Origin of the sequence: Pseudomonas nicosulfuronedens, from assembly GCF_005877905.1 — a bacterium.
Classification (GTDB): domain Bacteria; phylum Pseudomonadota; class Gammaproteobacteria; order Pseudomonadales; family Pseudomonadaceae; genus Pseudomonas; species Pseudomonas nicosulfuronedens.
On the sequence record NZ_SWDV01000065.1, the window covers coordinates 1 to 14,897 of the forward strand.

Annotated in this window: 17 protein-coding genes; 2 read left to right on the top strand and 15 right to left on the bottom strand. The window is 63.6% G+C overall.

All coding sequences use genetic code 11. From position 1 onward, the window contains the following. Both FAS41_RS29365 and FAS41_RS29370 read right to left on the bottom strand, forming a co-directional pair. Positions 1–188 (bottom strand): adenine nucleotide alpha hydrolase family protein (locus FAS41_RS29365; protein WP_484297937.1); only part of this gene is annotated, 188 nt, incomplete at its 3' end. Beyond that, the gene (locus FAS41_RS29370) at positions 188–937 is read right to left on the bottom strand and encodes an electron transfer flavoprotein subunit beta/FixA family protein (protein ID WP_026078867.1); all 750 of its coding nucleotides are present in this window, start codon (positions 935–937) and stop codon (positions 188–190) included. The genes FAS41_RS29365 and FAS41_RS29370, both read right to left, overlap by 1 nt. Before the next feature lie 310 nt (positions 938–1,247). On the opposite strand from FAS41_RS29370, the gene FAS41_RS29375 reads away from it, so the two are divergent. Continuing rightward, a complete protein-coding gene (locus FAS41_RS29375; protein ID WP_138526797.1) occupies positions 1,248–2,936 on the top strand; it encodes an electron transfer flavoprotein-ubiquinone oxidoreductase in 1,689 nt (562 codons plus the stop codon). A gap of 108 nt (positions 2,937–3,044) precedes the next feature. Here FAS41_RS29375 and FAS41_RS29380 read toward each other — a convergent pair whose 3' ends face one another. The 5 genes from FAS41_RS29380 to FAS41_RS29400 form a co-directional block, all read right to left on the bottom strand. Beyond that, complete coding sequence (locus tag FAS41_RS29380; RefSeq protein ID WP_088416941.1) at positions 3,045–3,623, bottom strand: DUF1285 domain-containing protein; 579 nt, start codon at positions 3,621–3,623, stop codon at positions 3,045–3,047. Next, on the bottom strand, positions 3,620–4,231 hold the full coding sequence (locus tag FAS41_RS29385) for a DUF4823 domain-containing protein (RefSeq protein ID WP_138526798.1): 612 nt from the start codon (positions 4,229–4,231) through the stop codon (positions 3,620–3,622). The genes FAS41_RS29380 and FAS41_RS29385 overlap by 4 nt, the downstream gene beginning before the upstream one ends. Before the next feature lie 64 nt (positions 4,232–4,295). Further along, the gene (locus tag FAS41_RS29390) at positions 4,296–5,189 is read right to left on the bottom strand and encodes a radical SAM protein (protein ID WP_138526799.1); all 894 of its coding nucleotides are present in this window, start codon (positions 5,187–5,189) and stop codon (positions 4,296–4,298) included. A 26-nt stretch (positions 5,190–5,215) separates the two neighbouring features. Next, a complete protein-coding gene (locus FAS41_RS29395; protein WP_138526800.1) occupies positions 5,216–6,184 on the bottom strand; it encodes a GTP 3',8-cyclase MoaA in 969 nt (322 codons plus the stop codon). 94 nt (positions 6,185–6,278) lie between these two features. Continuing rightward, entirely contained in the window at positions 6,279–6,917 is a 639-nt protein-coding gene (locus FAS41_RS29400; RefSeq protein WP_045211585.1) for a TetR/AcrR family transcriptional regulator, read from the bottom strand. Between the two features lie 84 nt (positions 6,918–7,001). Here FAS41_RS29400 and FAS41_RS29405 point away from each other — a divergent pair, with 84 nt between their 5' ends. Continuing rightward, positions 7,002–8,135: an aminotransferase class V-fold PLP-dependent enzyme gene (locus FAS41_RS29405; RefSeq protein ID WP_138526801.1), complete on the top strand. Its 1,134-nt coding sequence runs from the start codon at positions 7,002–7,004 to the stop codon at positions 8,133–8,135. 280 nt (positions 8,136–8,415) lie between these two features. Here FAS41_RS29405 and FAS41_RS29410 read toward each other — a convergent pair whose 3' ends face one another. From FAS41_RS29410 to acpP, 8 genes are all read right to left on the bottom strand, one after another. Beyond that, a complete protein-coding gene (locus FAS41_RS29410; protein ID WP_138526802.1) occupies positions 8,416–9,192 on the bottom strand; it encodes a TatD family hydrolase in 777 nt (258 codons plus the stop codon). A gap of 101 nt (positions 9,193–9,293) precedes the next feature. Continuing rightward, the gene (locus FAS41_RS29415; protein WP_009621447.1) at positions 9,294–9,650 is read right to left on the bottom strand and encodes a PilZ domain-containing protein; all 357 of its coding nucleotides are present in this window, start codon (positions 9,648–9,650) and stop codon (positions 9,294–9,296) included. 36 nt (positions 9,651–9,686) lie between these two features. Beyond that, entirely contained in the window at positions 9,687–10,673 is a 987-nt protein-coding gene (locus tag FAS41_RS29420) for a DNA polymerase III subunit delta' (RefSeq protein ID WP_138526803.1), read from the bottom strand. Then, positions 10,666–11,298: a dTMP kinase gene (tmk, locus tag FAS41_RS29425; RefSeq protein WP_138526804.1), complete on the bottom strand. Its 633-nt coding sequence runs from the start codon at positions 11,296–11,298 to the stop codon at positions 10,666–10,668. Before tmk ends, FAS41_RS29420 begins: the two co-directional genes overlap by 8 nt. 25 nt (positions 11,299–11,323) lie before the next feature. Next, on the bottom strand, positions 11,324–12,418 hold the full coding sequence (gene mltG, locus FAS41_RS29430; protein WP_138526805.1) for an endolytic transglycosylase MltG: 1,095 nt from the start codon (positions 12,416–12,418) through the stop codon (positions 11,324–11,326). 6 nt (positions 12,419–12,424) lie between these two features. After that, on the bottom strand, positions 12,425–13,240 hold the full coding sequence (gene pabC, locus FAS41_RS29435; RefSeq protein ID WP_138526806.1) for an aminodeoxychorismate lyase: 816 nt from the start codon (positions 13,238–13,240) through the stop codon (positions 12,425–12,427). Continuing rightward, a complete protein-coding gene (fabF, locus tag FAS41_RS29440) occupies positions 13,240–14,484 on the bottom strand; it encodes a beta-ketoacyl-ACP synthase II (RefSeq protein ID WP_138526807.1) in 1,245 nt (414 codons plus the stop codon). Before fabF ends, pabC begins: the two co-directional genes overlap by 1 nt. A gap of 118 nt (positions 14,485–14,602) precedes the next feature. Continuing rightward, a complete protein-coding gene (gene acpP, locus FAS41_RS29445) occupies positions 14,603–14,839 on the bottom strand; it encodes an acyl carrier protein (protein WP_015477931.1) in 237 nt (78 codons plus the stop codon). Between the last annotated feature and the right edge of the window lie 58 nt (positions 14,840–14,897).

Here is a 14,897-nt window from a genome sequence, read left to right on the forward strand (position 1 = left end):
GCATTGTCGGCGACCAGCACCTTGGAAACACCAGCGATCTTGGCAGCGGCTTCGGCCACGCCACCGACGTTCTGGCCAGCGACCAGGACAGCGATGTCACCACCGATCTTCTGCGCGGCAGCGACAGTGTTCAGAGTGGCAGCGCCCAGTGCGCCGTTGTTGTGCTCAGCGATTACCAGGATAGCCATCAGATTACTTTCGCCTCGTTCTTCAGTTTCTCGACCAGTTCGGCAACGGACTTGACCTTGATGCCAGCGCTACGGGCAGCCGGAGCTTCGACTTTCACGGTCTTCACGGTGGAAGCGGTGGAAACGCCCAGGGCGTCCGGGGTCACCACGTCCAGCGGCTTCTTCTTCGCCTTCATGATGTTCGGCAGCGACGCGTAGCGCGGCTCATTCAGGCGCAGGTCGGTGGTGACGATGGCCGGCAGGTTCAGAGCAACGGTCTGCAGGCCACCATCGATTTCACGGGTGACGTTGACCTTATCGCCAGCGACTTCGACCTTGGAGGCGAAGGTGCCCTGGGCATAGCCGGTCAGCGCCGCCAGCATCTGGCCGGTCTGGTTGTTGTCGCTGTCGATGGCCTGCTTGCCGAGGATGACCAGCTGCGGCTGCTCTTTGTCGACGAGGGCTTTCAGCGACTTGGCGATGGCCAGGGAGCTCAGTTCTTCGTTGGTTTCAACGAGGATGGCGCGATCTGCACCCAGAGCCAGCGCGGTACGCAGTTGCTCCTGGGCAGCGGTCGGGCCGACGGAGACCGCAACGATCTCGGTGACGACGCCTTTCTCTTTCAGGCGTACGGCCTCTTCCACGGCGATTTCGCAGAAGGGGTTCATGGACATCTTGACGTTGGCGAGATCGACGCCGGAGTTGTCCGCCTTGACGCGGACCTTGACGTTATAGTCAACCACTCGTTTGACAGCTACAAGAACCTTCATGGATTCCTCGTTTTTCTCCGGTGAATAGGAATGTCGCCAGACAGGCCTGGCCGGTAGTGCACGCCATCTGCGACTACATCCAGCGCAACGCGACCGCAAAACCGCAGGTATCTTGACCGCATCGACCGGGCGGGTCAATACACGAAAATACCCCTTCATAAGCCGCGGACCCCGATTCTATCAGGGTTACGCGCGATTCAAACAAACGTTTGTATTGCCGTCGATAAAGGGTTTAGATATAGCAACAGGTCTAGCTATAATGCGCCCCGCTCTTACTGGGTGGGAGCTTGCCCAACCCAATACCTACAAAATGCCCAGAGCCTTGATTCAGGAGAGATCGATAGTGGAACGCGAATTTATGGAATTCGACGTCGTCATCGTCGGCGCCGGCCCTGCCGGTCTGTCCGCCGCATGCCGACTGAAGCAGAAGGCCGCCGACGCCGGTCAGGAAATCAGCGTCTGTGTGGTCGAGAAGGGTTCCGAAGTGGGCGCCCACATCCTCTCGGGCGCCGTGTTCGAGCCCCGCGCGCTGAATGAGCTGTTCCCCAACTGGAAGGAACTCGAAGCGCCGCTCAACACCCCCGTCAAGCGCGACGACATCTATGTGCTGAAGAGCCCGGAAGCGGCGGCCAAGGTGCCGAACTTCTTCGTGCCCAAGACCATGCACAACGAAGGCAACTACATCATCTCCCTGGGCAACCTGTGCCGCTGGCTGGCCCAGCAGGCCGAAGGCCTGGGCGTCGAGATCTACCCGGGCTTCGCCGCCCAGGAAGCGCTGATCGACGAGAATGGCGTGGTTCGCGGTATTGTCACCGGCGACCTGGGCGTCGACCGCGAAGGCAATCCGAAAGAGGGTTACTACACCCCAGGCATGGAACTGCGCGCCAAGTACACCCTGTTCGCCGAAGGCTGCCGTGGCCACATCGGTAAACAACTGATCAAGAAGTACAAGCTCGACAGCGAAGCCGACGCCCAGCACTACGGCATCGGCATCAAGGAAATCTGGGACATCGACCCGTCCAAGCATGAGCAGGGTCTGGTGGTACACACCGCCGGCTGGCCGCTGAACGACGACAACCCGGGCGGCTCCTTCCTCTACCACCTGGAGAACAACCAGGTCGTAGTGGGCCTGATCATCGACCTGTCCTACACCAACCCGCACCTGTCTCCGTTCGACGAGTTCCAGCGCTACAAGCACCACCCGGTGATCAAGCAGTACCTGGAAGGCGGCAAGCGCGTGGCCTACGGCGCTCGCGCCATCTGCAAGGGCGGCCTGAACTCGTTGCCCAAGATGGTCTTCCCGGGCGGCGCACTGATCGGTTGTGACCTCGGCACCCTGAACTTCGCCAAGATCAAGGGCAGCCACACCGCCATGAAGTCCGGCATGCTGGCCGCCGACTCCGTGGCCGAAGCCCTGTTCGCCGGCCGCGAAGGCGGCGATGAGCTGACCAACTACGTCGAGGCCTTCAAGGGCAGCTGGCTGTACGACGAACTGTTCGCCAGCCGCAACTTCGGCCCGGCGATGCACAAGTTCGGCGCCATCGGCGGCGGTGCGTTCAACTTCATCGACCAGAACATCTTCGGCGGCAAGCTGCCGTTCACCCTGCACGATACGACGCCGGACTACGCGACCCTGAAAAAGGCCAGCGAAGCGCCGAAGATCGACTATCCGAAGCCGGACGGCAAACTCAGCTTCGACAAGCTCTCCTCGGTGTTCCTGTCCAACACCAACCATGAGGAAGACCAGCCGATCCACCTGAAGCTGACCGACCCGAATACCCCGATCGCGAAGAACCTGCCGCTCTACGACGAGCCCGCGCAGCGTTACTGCCCGGCCGGCGTGTACGAAGTAGTGAGCAACGACGACGGCAGCAAGCGCTTCCAGATCAACGCCCAGAACTGCGTGCACTGCAAGACCTGCGACATCAAGGACCCGGCCCAGAACATCACCTGGGTGGCCCCCGAGGGCACCGGCGGTCCGAACTACCCCAACATGTAATTGCGTTGGCGGTAACGGAAAAGGCTCCCTCGGGAGCCTTTTTCTTTGCAAGCTAAGTACTTGTAGCGGTGACACCCGAGGACTACTGGCCGCTTTGCGACCAACGGGTCACGGCTGCGGCGCAATAGGGAAGAACTCCCCCGAACTCCAGACTCCCAGCCAATCAACACCGTCAATCTCGCGGGGCACCGCCAGCTCAACCAGCTGGTAGAACACATTGCGGTGGATCAGCGCCTCCAGGTTTACCCGCACCAGCACGTAGGGCGACGGCTCCTGTGTCTGCGGGTCCAGGTCGACACGGATCGGGTGCGCGGCGTCGGCCACCACTTCGTCCTCGACATTGGTGGTGAAGCGCAGCACCTGCTCCTCGCCCTCCCCTTCGACCACCAGGGTGACCGCGACGAAAGGTGCGTCATCCACGGTGATCCCGCACTTCTCCACCGGAGTGACCAGGAAATAGTCGTCGCCATCGCGGCGGATGATGGTGGAAAACAGCCGCACCATCGGCTTGCGGCCAATCGGTGTGCCCAGGTAATACCAGGTGCCGTCGCGGGCGATGCGCATGTCGATATCGCCGCAGCAATCAGGGTTCCACAGATGCACCGGCGGCAGCCCCTTGTCCTTGCTGGCGGGAATCTGCGCCAGCAGGTTGCCGGCCCGGTCCGATTGAGTCTGTGGATCAGTCATTGGTACTCCTCTCGCGTCTTCACCCCCAGCAGGCTGCGGGCATAGTCTTCCAGCGGCCGGCCGATCAGGTCCTCGGGACTGGCGTCATAGAATGTCAGAAAACCGCCGCGGCTACGGATAGTCGCACTGTCTACCAGGTAGCGGTTGTCGGTCTCGATCAGCATCACCTGGATCACGCTGCGGTCACGGCCCACGGCGTTATCGGTATCTTCGTACTGCTCGTAGGTGCCGACATTGTCCTCCCCACGGGCGAAGCGCGTATACAGCAGATAATTGGCACCCGCCGCACGCGCCTCCTGCATTGCGCCTTCAAGTCCCAGCGGGCTCTTGGCCCGGCGCACCAGTGGGAAGTACTGGACGAAGCCCTTGAATGCCTCCTCCGCTACCACGTTGGGCCGTGCATAGGGATGGCCCGGCGGTACGAACGGGCCCTGGGCAATATAGATGAAGGAGTCCTGCTGCAGCCGCCAGTTCGAGGTGCGGCGGGTCTGGCTGTGATCGAGGAAGCCTGCATCGCGCAGGTAGTAATCGGTGCCGTCGGCCAGGTCGTTGGGGCTCATGCAGCCGCCCAGGGCGGCGAGGGCAAGGATCAGTATCAGTTGGCGCATGCAAAGTCTCCGGAGCCGGCGACGAAAAACCGGCATTCGGACAGGCAATGCAGCTTCCGCGCCATCACAGGCCGCGCTGCCATTCCTGACGCAGGTGCGCGCGCTGCGGCTGCTCGATGGCCTGGCGAACCTGGGCGAGCAATTTTGCCTTGTCCACCCCCAACGTGCCCTTGAGCACCAGGTAGTTGGACGCATGATCGCTGCGGAACACCGTGTCGCGCAGCTCCAGCGCACTCAGCAGGCGCTCGACCTCGACGAACAGTTCCGCCTGGGTCAGCGGCTGGAAGTCCGGGAAGCCAGTCCGATAGCGCTCCTCGCCGGTGGGGAAGCTCACCACCAGGGTGGAGAGGAACTCCGGTTGCGCCTCGTTCATCAGGCGCGCCGAATTGTCGGCGTGCTGGGCGCTCAGCGTGCTGCCACCCAGGCCGTTGAGGATCATCACCGAGCGCCGGACTCCCGCCTCGCCCAGCTTCTGCAAGGCATCCAGCGTGGAGGCGTAGGTCTCGCCCTTGTTCACCCGCGCCAATACCTCGTCGTCACCGGACTCGGCACCCACGTAGGCCATGCGCAGGCCGGCATCGGCCAGCTCCTTCAGCTCCTCCACAGACTTCTTGCGCAGGTTGCGCGGCAGGCAGTAGCTGGAGACGCGATCCACCTCCGGCATGTGCTCACGGATCGCGCGGAGGATGTTGAGCAGGCGCCGCGTTGGCAGCACCAGTGCATCACCGTCGGCGAGGAACACCCGCTGGACGATCAGGCGCTCGCCACAGCGGCGAATCTCCTCCAGCACTTCGGCCTCGTCGCGGGCGCGGAATTTCTTCTGCGGCTGGGTGTACATCTCGCAAAAACCACACTGATTCCACGAACAACCGTTGGTGACCGGAAGAATCAGCGAGTGCGCCTCGCTGGGCGGCCGGAACACCGGCTCGATATACGCAATGGGGAATTCGTTGGGCATGGACTAATCAGGTCTTGAGGGCGATCTCAGCCGCCGATGATCTTCATGATGGTGACGCCGCCGGAGAAAGCGACTTCCTGCTTGTCCGCCAGGGCGCTCACCAGCAGCCGTTGCAGGGCCGGGAGCGCCTGGTGACGCGGCTTGTCCAGCAGGTCGCCGACGTAGTGGCGGTTGCTCGATGACAGGCAGCCGTGCAACCAGCCGGTGGAGGACAGACGCAAGCGCGAACAGGTCCGGCAGAAGGGAACGCTTTCATTGGCGATGACGCCGAAATACCCCTGCCCCGGCACTTCGTAGCGAATGGCCGTGGCATCCACCGGCGCACTGGCCTGGACATAGGGGTGCTGTTCGCCGATCAGCTCCAGCAGTTCCTGCAGGCCAACGAACTGCTGGTGAAAACCGTTCGGGTCGTGGGCCAGATGCCCCATGCGCATCAGCTCGATGAAACGCAGCTCGAAACCGTGCGCCAGGCAGTAATCCAGCAGCGGCACCACCTGGTCGAGGTTCTGCCCGCGCAGCGGGACCATGTTGAGCTTGACCTTCAAGCCCGCCGCACGGGCCTCGTCCAGCCCTTTGAGAACCGTGGCCAGATCACCGCCGCGAGCGATACGCCGGAAGGCGCCGGCATCCAGGGTATCGAGGGAAACGTTGAGGCGGCGGATGCCGCAGTCCAGTAGCAGCGGCAGCTTTTTCGACAACAGCTGACCGTTGGTGGTGATGGCGATGTCCTGCAAACCGAGGCGACTGACGCCGTGCACGAAGACATCCAGCTTCGGACTGACCAGCGGTTCGCCGCCGGTCACCCGCAACCGCTCGATGCCGGCAGCCTCCATCAGGTAGGCAACCCCGCGCACCAGAGAGTCCGCAGACAGTTCGTCCTGAGCGGCAACCAGACGCTTGCCGTCCGGCACGCAGTAGGTGCAGGCATAGTTGCACGCAGCGGTCAGACTGACCCGCAGGTTGCGGAAGCGCCTGCCCTGGCGATCGACGATCATGCTCGGCTCCGGTGGGAATCACTCATGCAAGTATATCCCCACCCTCACCACAAGCCCTGTCGCAACTGCGACGATGGGCCATCTGAATGGCGACTCAGGCGGCCGGCGTATCGCCGTCGCGCTTGCGCTTGTTGCCCATGCGCACGCCAATGTCCATGAGGAACTGGAAGAAACCTTCCTGATCCTCCAGCACTTCACGCCAGAACGGCGAGTGGTACAGCGCCACGGCGCCATGCACCAGGGCCCAGGCCGCGCAGTAGTGGAAGTAGGCCGGCACGTCCTCCAGCTTGCCCGCCGCGATGCGTTCCTTGATCAGCTGGCTCAGGCGCTCGAAGTTGGATTCGCGGATCTTGTGCAGCTCCTCGACCATCTCCGGAACCTGACTGGTCTTCACCACCTTTTCTTCCAGGCGGTCGAAGAGGCGGTAGCGCTGCGGATCACGCATGCGGAACTCGAAGTAGGCGCGCGACAGGCGCTCCTTGTCGCGAGCGACGTCTTCGGAGTGGAACAGGTCGGCCAGATCGCGCTCGTAGTCCAGCATCAGGCGCAGGTAGATCTCCGCCTTGGACTTGAAGTGCTTGTAGATGGTGCCTTTGCCGATACCCACGGCATCGGCGATCATTTCGACCGTGACACTGTCTTCGCCCTGCTCAAGGAACAGCTTGAGGGCGGTGTCGAGGATTTCCTGTTCGCGACGACGGAATTCGCGAACCTTGCGCGGCTCTTTCTGCATAAAAAGACTGTTCGGTCAAAAATAGTCAAAATTCGAAGCCGCGTATTATGCCTATTCAGCGCCAAATTGCACGGATCATCCGACATGATTAGCTTTTCTTCCGAATTCCCGCACCATCCCGGTCTGCGCTACCTGAACCACGCGGCCGTAGCGCCCTGGCCCAAGCGTGCCGCTGACGCCGTCGCGGCCTTCGCCCAGGAGAACATCCTGCAAGGCGCCCGCGACTACCCGCAATGGCTGACCATCGAGAAACGCCTGCGCGAACGCCTGATGCGCCTGGTGAACGCCCAGACCACCGGCGACATCGCCTTGGTGAAGAACACCTCCGAGGCACTGTCGTTCGTTGCCTTCGGCCTCGACTGGCGCGCCGGTGACCAGGTGGTGATCAGCGACCAGGAATTCCCCTCCAACCGCATCGTCTGGGAAGCGCTGAAACCGCGCGGCGTGGAAGTCATCCAGGTCAGCCTCGACGGCAATGACCCGGAAGGCGACCTGCTGGCGGCCTGCACCCCGCGCACGCGCCTGCTGTCGATCAGCGCCGTGCAGTACGCCAGTGGCCTGCGCATGGACCTGGAACGCCTCGGCGCCGGCTGCCGCCAGCGCGGAGTGCTGTATTGCATCGATGCCATCCAGCAGCTGGGCGCCCTGCCCTTCGACGTCCAGGCCTATGACTGTGCCTTCGCCATGGCCGACGGCCATAAGTGGATGCTCGGCCCTGAAGGTCTGGGGGTGTTCTATTGCCGCGCCGCCGAGCGCGAGCAACTGGCACTGCAGGAGTACGGCTGGCACATGCTGGAGAATGCCGGCAACTATGACCTCGCCGACTGGCAGCCGGCACGCAGCGCGCGGCGCTTCGAATGCGGCAGCCCGAACATGCTCGGCGCGGTAGCGCTGGAGGCCAGCCTGAGCCTGCTGGAGGATGTCAGCATGGCGAACGTGGGCGAACTGGTCCAGGCGCGCGTCCAGCAATTGCACGATGGGCTGGGTCGCATCGGCGGTGCATCACTGCACAGCCCGGTGGATCCGGCACGGCGGGCTGGCATCCTGACCTTCAGCCTCGACGGCTGGGACAACACCCGTCTGCTGGAGCGCCTGCGTGCCGAACAGGTCGTGTGCATCCAGCGTGGCGCCGGCATCCGCTTCTCGCCGCACTTCTACACCAGCGAGGCGGTCATCGAGGAAACCCTGGGGCTGATCGGAGCTCTGGCAGGGCAATAAGGCAGGCGCGACCGAGAAAACTGCTCAGCCCGGTGTGATGTATTCCAAATCCGTTTAAAAAACACCGGGCACCCTGTGGCAGCCGCCGCATCTTGACCAATACTTGTAGATACCGGTGCGCGGCATCTCCCCCCAAGTGCCCCGCCGGTGAAGGTACCGAGGATCGCGTACCTTATTGTTACACTCCTAATGGTCTTGACCCGGATTCATCCCCCAGAACCCGGGTTTTTTTTGCGCGCAGGAAATGTATCCGCGCCAAGACAATTCCCTATCAAGGCAATCAGCTAGCGAGCGGGAACAGCCGGCGGAAGTTGGCGGTAGTCTGCTCGGCCAGGGTCTCGAGGCTCACCCCGCGCAGCACGGCCAGGTATTCGGCAACTTCGCGCACGTACTCAGGCAGGTTCGGCTTGCCGCGGTGGGGCACCGGGGCGAGATAGGGTGAGTCGGTTTCCACCAGCAGGCGATCCACCGGTACCTGACGAGCCACTTCGCGCAATTGCTCGGCATTGCGGAAGGTGACGATGCCCGAGAGGGAGATGTAGAAGCCGATATCCAGCGCCGCCCTGGCCATCTCCCAGTCTTCGGTGAAACAGTGCAACACACCGGCCTGCGGCAGCGCAGCCTCGCGCAGCAGCGCCAGGGTGTCGGCACGGGCTTCGCGGGTATGCACGATGACTGGCTTGCCGGTGACCTTGGCGGCCTCCAGGTGCAGGCGGAAGGCTTCCTGCTGCAACTCGGCGGCTTCGGGCTCGTAGTGATAGTCCAGGCCGGTCTCGCCGATCGCCACCACACGCGGGTGATTCAGCTCGCCCAGCAACCAATCCAGAGCCGGCGCGGCACCAGGCTCCAGGTCCAGCGGGTGGACGCCCACCGAACAGTGCACGTCGGCGTAGCGATCAGCCAGGTCCTTCACCGCCTTGGCGTTGTCCGCACTCACGCCGATACACAGGAACTGGCTGACACCGCGCGCACGGGCGGCGTCCAGCGCAGCATCCAGCGACCCGTCATGGGCGGCGAGATCGAGGCGATCGAGGTGGCAGTGGGAATCGACCAGCATGAAACATTCTCCGGAAATGACGAAGCGCCCCTGGGGGGCGCTTCGTGTTCGCAACCTGTATGGCCCGCCATTCTCGCATGGCAGGAGCTACAAGGTATGGGCTACATGGTATGGGTCGGACGGTCCGACTTCAGCGCGCCGGCGAGATAGGTCTCGATCTTGTTGCGCGCGGTGTTGTCGCCATCGTTGAACTGCACGCCGATACCGGCGGCGCGGTTGCCCTGGGCGCCTTTCGGCGTGATCCAGACCACCTTGCCGGCGACCGGGATCTTCTCCGGCTCGTCCATCAGGTTGAGCAGCATGAAGACTTCGTCGCCCAACTTGTAGGTCTTGTTGGTCGGAATGAACAGCCCGCCGTTGCGGATGAACGGCATGTAGGCGGCATACAGCACGGATTTGTCCTTGATGGTCAGGGACAGGATTCCGTTACGCGGACCCAGATTTGGTGGCAAGCTCATTCAGCTGTCCTGGCAGATTTTTCCGATGGCCGGATTCTAGCCCGGCCCGGGCAGACTTGCCCACTGTACGAGCAAGGCTTCGAGAAGCAAGGCACGGTTGAGGTTGGCTTTATTGAGGACTTTCTGCCGTTGCAACAGCAACCAGTCCTGCATCGCCAGCACCTTGGGCTGCGTCGATTTCTCGGCGAGATACTGCACGACCTTGCGCATGTCGGTGAGCCCCAGGCCCTCTTCATCGCGGGCCAGTTGGTAGCGCAGGATCAGCAGCGCCCAGTCGCAGAACCAGTCGAACAGTAATGGCAAAGGTACAGCATTCCAGCTTTCGGCCAGCTGACCTGGGGCAACCTGCTGCTTGAGCAGTTTTTTCACGCCCTCCACCACCTGCGCGCGCTGCTCGCGCACACCTTGGCCCTGCAGGCGCAACGCAGTCAGCGGTGAACCACCGGACAGCACCAGCAACTCGTCCAACGCCTCCACCGACTCATCCGGCAGGGAGCCCGCCAGCCAGGTACGAGCCTGCGCGGCGGTAGGCTGCGGACAGGCCTGCTGCACGCAGCGGCTCTTGATGGTCGGCAGCAGCCGGCTGGGCTGGTGACTGATCAGCAGCAGCACGGTATCGCCGGAGGGCTCTTCCAGGCTTTTCAGCAGCGCGTTGGCGGCATTGAGGTTCATCGCCTCAGCCGGCTCCAGCAGCAGCACCTTGCGCCCGCCCAATTGCGCGGTCTGCACCACGAAGCCCACCAGCTCACGGACCTGATCGACACGGATCGGTTTCTCCGGCTCTTCTGGTTCCAGCAGGAAATAGTCCGGGTGCGTGCCGGCGGCAAGCAGTTGGCAGGCCTTGCACTGACCACACGCCTTGCCGCCCTCGGGGCGCTGGCAGAGCAGCAGGTGCACCAGGTTCTCGGCCAGCGCGCGCTTGCCGATACCGGCCGGACCGTGCAACAGATAGGCATGAGCATGCTGCGAGCGGCTGCTGAGCTGCTGCCAGATGCCCTGCTGCCAGGGGTAGATGTCAGCCATTGAGGCGCTCCAGCAAGGCCGGCAGCAGCTTGTCGAGGTCGCGCTGCACCTCGGCCAGCGACTGCGCGGCATCGAGGATGTGATAGCGCGCCGGGTCGGCGTGGGCACGATCCAGATAGGTGTTGCGCACCGCCTCGAAGAAGCCACGGCCTTCCTGCTCGAAGCGGTCCAGACGACCACGGGCAGCGGCGCGGGACAGGCCGATTTCCACCGGCAGGTCGAAGACCAGGGTCAGGTCCGGGCGCAGGCCGCCCTGGACGAAGCTTTCCAATCGCGCGATGCGCTCTACCGGCAGGCCTCGCCCCCCGCCCTGGTAAGCGTAGGTGGCGTCCGTGAAGCGATCGCAGAGAACCACGGCGCCACGCTCGAGTGCCGGGCGGATCACTTCGGCGATGTGCTGAGCGCGGGCCGCGAAGACCAGCAGCAGCTCGGTATCCACCGCCATCTTTTCATCGCTGGGGTCCAGCAACAGTTCGCGGATACGCTCGGCCAGCGGCGTACCGCCGGGCTCGCGGGTCAGCTGGACCTCGATGCCCCGCTCGCGCAAGCGCTCCGCCAGGTACTCGCGGTTGGTGCTCTTGCCCGCACCTTCGGGGCCTTCCAGGGTGATGAACAGGCCGGTCACTCGGCTCACTCCTTGTGTTGTCGGGCTACTGCGCTGCAGGAGAATCTGCGGCGGGAGCATCTGCATCCGGCGTCTGCGCCGGCAGCGGGACGGGCGCCGGACTGGAACGGTAGTCGGCGCGACGCTTGATCTGGAACTCCTGGACGGCCTTGTTGTGGTCGTCGAGGTTGTCGGAGAAGGTATGGCTGCCGTCGCCGCGGGCGACGAAGTACAGGCTCTGCCCCGCCACCGGGTTGAGCGCGGCATGGATAGCCTCGCGGCCGGGCAGTGCGATGGGCGTCGGCGGCAGGCCGGCGACCACGTAGGTGTTGTAGGGCGTCGGCGTACGCAGATCGGCGCGAGTGATCTTGCCGGCGTAGCGCTCGCCCATGCCGTAGATAACGGTCGGGTCGGTCTGCAGCAGCATGTTCTTCTGCAGGCGACGCACGAAGACGCCGGCGATCTGGCCGCGCTCCTGGGGCACGCCGGTTTCCTTTTCCACCAGAGAAGCCATGATCAGCGCCTGGTAGGAGTCCTTGTAGGGCAGTTCCTGTGCGCGCTTGTCCCACTCCTCGGCCAGGATGCTGTCCATGCGCTGGTAGGCGTGCTTGAGGATATCGACGTCCTTGGTGCCGCGGACGAAACGATAGGTGTCGGGGAAGAAACGACCTTCCGGGAACACGCCTGGCTTGCCCAGCTTCACCATGACCTCGGCATCACTGAGGCCATTCAGGGTCTGCTCCAGCTTGGGCTGGCGGGCGAGCAGCTCGCGCACCTGGTGGAAATTCCAACCCTCGACCAGCGTCAGGCCGTACTGCACCACGTCGCCTTCGCGCCACAGATCGAGCAGCTGGGCGGCGGTCATGCCCGGCGTCAGTCGGTATTCGCCGCTGTGAAGCGCTTCACCGGCCAGATTGAAGCGCCAGTACAGGCGCAGCCAGAAGCCGCCATGCAGGACGTCTTCGTCCTCCAGGCGGGTCAGCAGGCGGCCAGGGGTGGCGCCGCTGGGAGCATCGAGCAGACGCTCTTCGGTGAGCTGGAGCGGCTGCTGCAGCGCACGGTGCTGCTCCCAGGCCGCCAGGCCCAGCATGAGCCCGGCCAGCAGCAGGCCGCCTTCCAGCAGCACCAGCAATTTGCGCATCACGTATCAGGAATCCAGAAGTTCGCAGAGTAGGCCCTGCAGTTTACGGGTCAGCGGCCCGACCGGCCAAGCGTGCTTGGCCATGCCGCGCACCGGCCAGATACCGTAGAGGCTGTTGCAGAGAAAGACCTCATCGGCCTGCGCCAGTTCGCCGTACTCGATGTCGCGGACGATGACCGGCAAACCCAAGTCGCGGGCGCGCTGGAGGATTTCGGCGCGCATCACACCAGCGACGCCGCAGCGGCTCAGCTCAGCGGTGATCAGCTCACCCTGCCTCACCAGGAACAGGTTGCTGAACACGCCCTCGACAATCCGTCCGGAAACATCGCGCATCAATCCTTCGGCGAAAGCCGGGTCGCTCCACTCAGCGCGAGCCAGGACCTGCTCCAGGCGATTGAGATGCTTGAGGCCGGCGAGCAGTGGCTGTTCAGCCAGGCGAGTGGCGCAGGGGAAGAGCGTGACGCCCTCTTCGCTGTTCTTCACCGGGTAGGCCGGCGCGGGCGAGCCCAGCAACAGACGACGCACCTGGGCATCGGCCTGCGGGGCATAGCCGCGCGCACCTTCGCCACGGGTCAGCATCAGCTTGGCGACACCATCGCCGAGCAGGGCGGAGAAACGCAGGAGTTCGTCTTCGACGAGCTCCAGGTTGACCGGCAGGGACAGGCGCCGAACGCCCTCCTCCAGCCTCACCCGATGGCGTGCCAGCAGGCGCGGGCGGCCTGCAGACACGCGGATAGTCTCGAACAGCCCGTCGCCGTAGGCCAGCCCGCGATCACGCGCAGACAGGGCCTCGGCGCTCTGGCCGTCGATCCAGCTCAGCATCAGTCGCGGAACCGGCGGAACACCAGGGAACCGTTGGTACCACCGAAGCCGAACGAGTTGGACAAGGCGACCTCGATCGGACGCTCCTTGGCCTGATGCGCGACCAGGTCGAGATCGCAGCCTTCGCTGGGGTTGTCCAGGTTGATGGTCGGCGGAGCGACCTGATCGCGCAGCGCGAGCACGCAGAAGATCGCCTCGACCGCGCCGGCAGCGCCCAGCAGGTGGCCGGTCATGGACTTGGTGGAGCTCATCGACAGCTGGTAGGCGTGATCGCCGAAGATCGACTTCACCGCGGCGATTTCCGCGATGTCGCCTGCCGGCGTCGAGGTGCCGTGGGCATTGATGTAATCGACCTGCTCGGGGTTGAGTCCGGCATCGCGCAGCGCAGCTTTCATGCAACGCGCGGCACCAGCGCCGTCTTCGGGCGGAGCCGTCATATGGAAGGCGTCGCCGCTCATGCCGAAGCCGACGACTTCGGCGTAGATGCGCGCGCCACGTGCCTTGGCGTGCTCCAGCTCTTCCAGGACCAAGGAGCCGGCGCCGTCAGAGAGCACGAAGCCGTCGCGATCCTGATCCCACGGGCGGCTGGCCTTGGTCGGCTCATCGTTGCGAGTGGACAGCGCGCGAGCGGCGCCAAAGCCGCCCAGGCCAAGACCGCAGGCCGCCATTTCGGACCCGCCGGCCACCATCACGTCAGCGTCGCCATAGGCGATGTTGCGCGCGGCCATGCCGATGTTGTGGGTGCCGGTGGTGCAGGCGGTGGTAATGGCGTAATTGGGGCCCTGCAGACCCAGGTTGATCGACAGGAACCCGGAAACCATGTTGATGACCGAGCCAGGCACAAAGAACGGCGAGATGCGCCGCGGGCCCTGCTCGAACAGCGAACGACAGGTGTTTTCGATGTTGGTCAGACCGCCGATGCCAGAACCGATGGCAACGCCGATGCGCTCCCGGTTGGCGTCAGTGACTTCCAGGCCGGAGTCGCGCACCGCCTGGTAGCTGGCGGCCAGACCGTACTGGATGAACAGGTCGAGTTTGCGAGCTTCCTTGGCGGACATGTATTGCTCGACGTCGAACCCTTTCACCGAGCCGCCGAAACGGGTGGCAAAGGCGGACAGGTCCATGTGTTCGATCGGGGCGATACCGCTGCGCCCGGCGAGAATGCCTTCCCAACTGCTCGGCACATCCACACCCAGGGGCGACAACATACCCATGCCAGTGATGACTACGCGTCTACGCGACACTGTGACTTCCTCTCATGTGTTTCACGGCAATAACGCCGGCTGATGCCGGCGTTAAAGAAAAGCCGCACGCCTTTGCAGGCCGTGCGGCTTCTTTCGTCGGGGAACCGACGACTACGTCTTATGCCTGGTGGGCAACGATGTAGTCGATGGCTTCCTGAACGGTGGTGATCTTTTCGGCTTGCTCGTCGGGGATTTCGGTCTCGAATTCCTCTTCCAGAGCCATCACCAGCTCAACGGTGTCAAGGGAGTCGGCGCCCAGGTCTTCAACGAAGGAAGCGCTGTTGGTGACTTCTTCTTCCTTAACGCCGAGTTGCTCAGCAACGATCTTCTTGACGCGTTCTTCGATGGTGCTCATACCTTGTTTTCACTCCTATGGACAATCCGTACAGCTGGGCTGCGGGTAAGCTTCACGG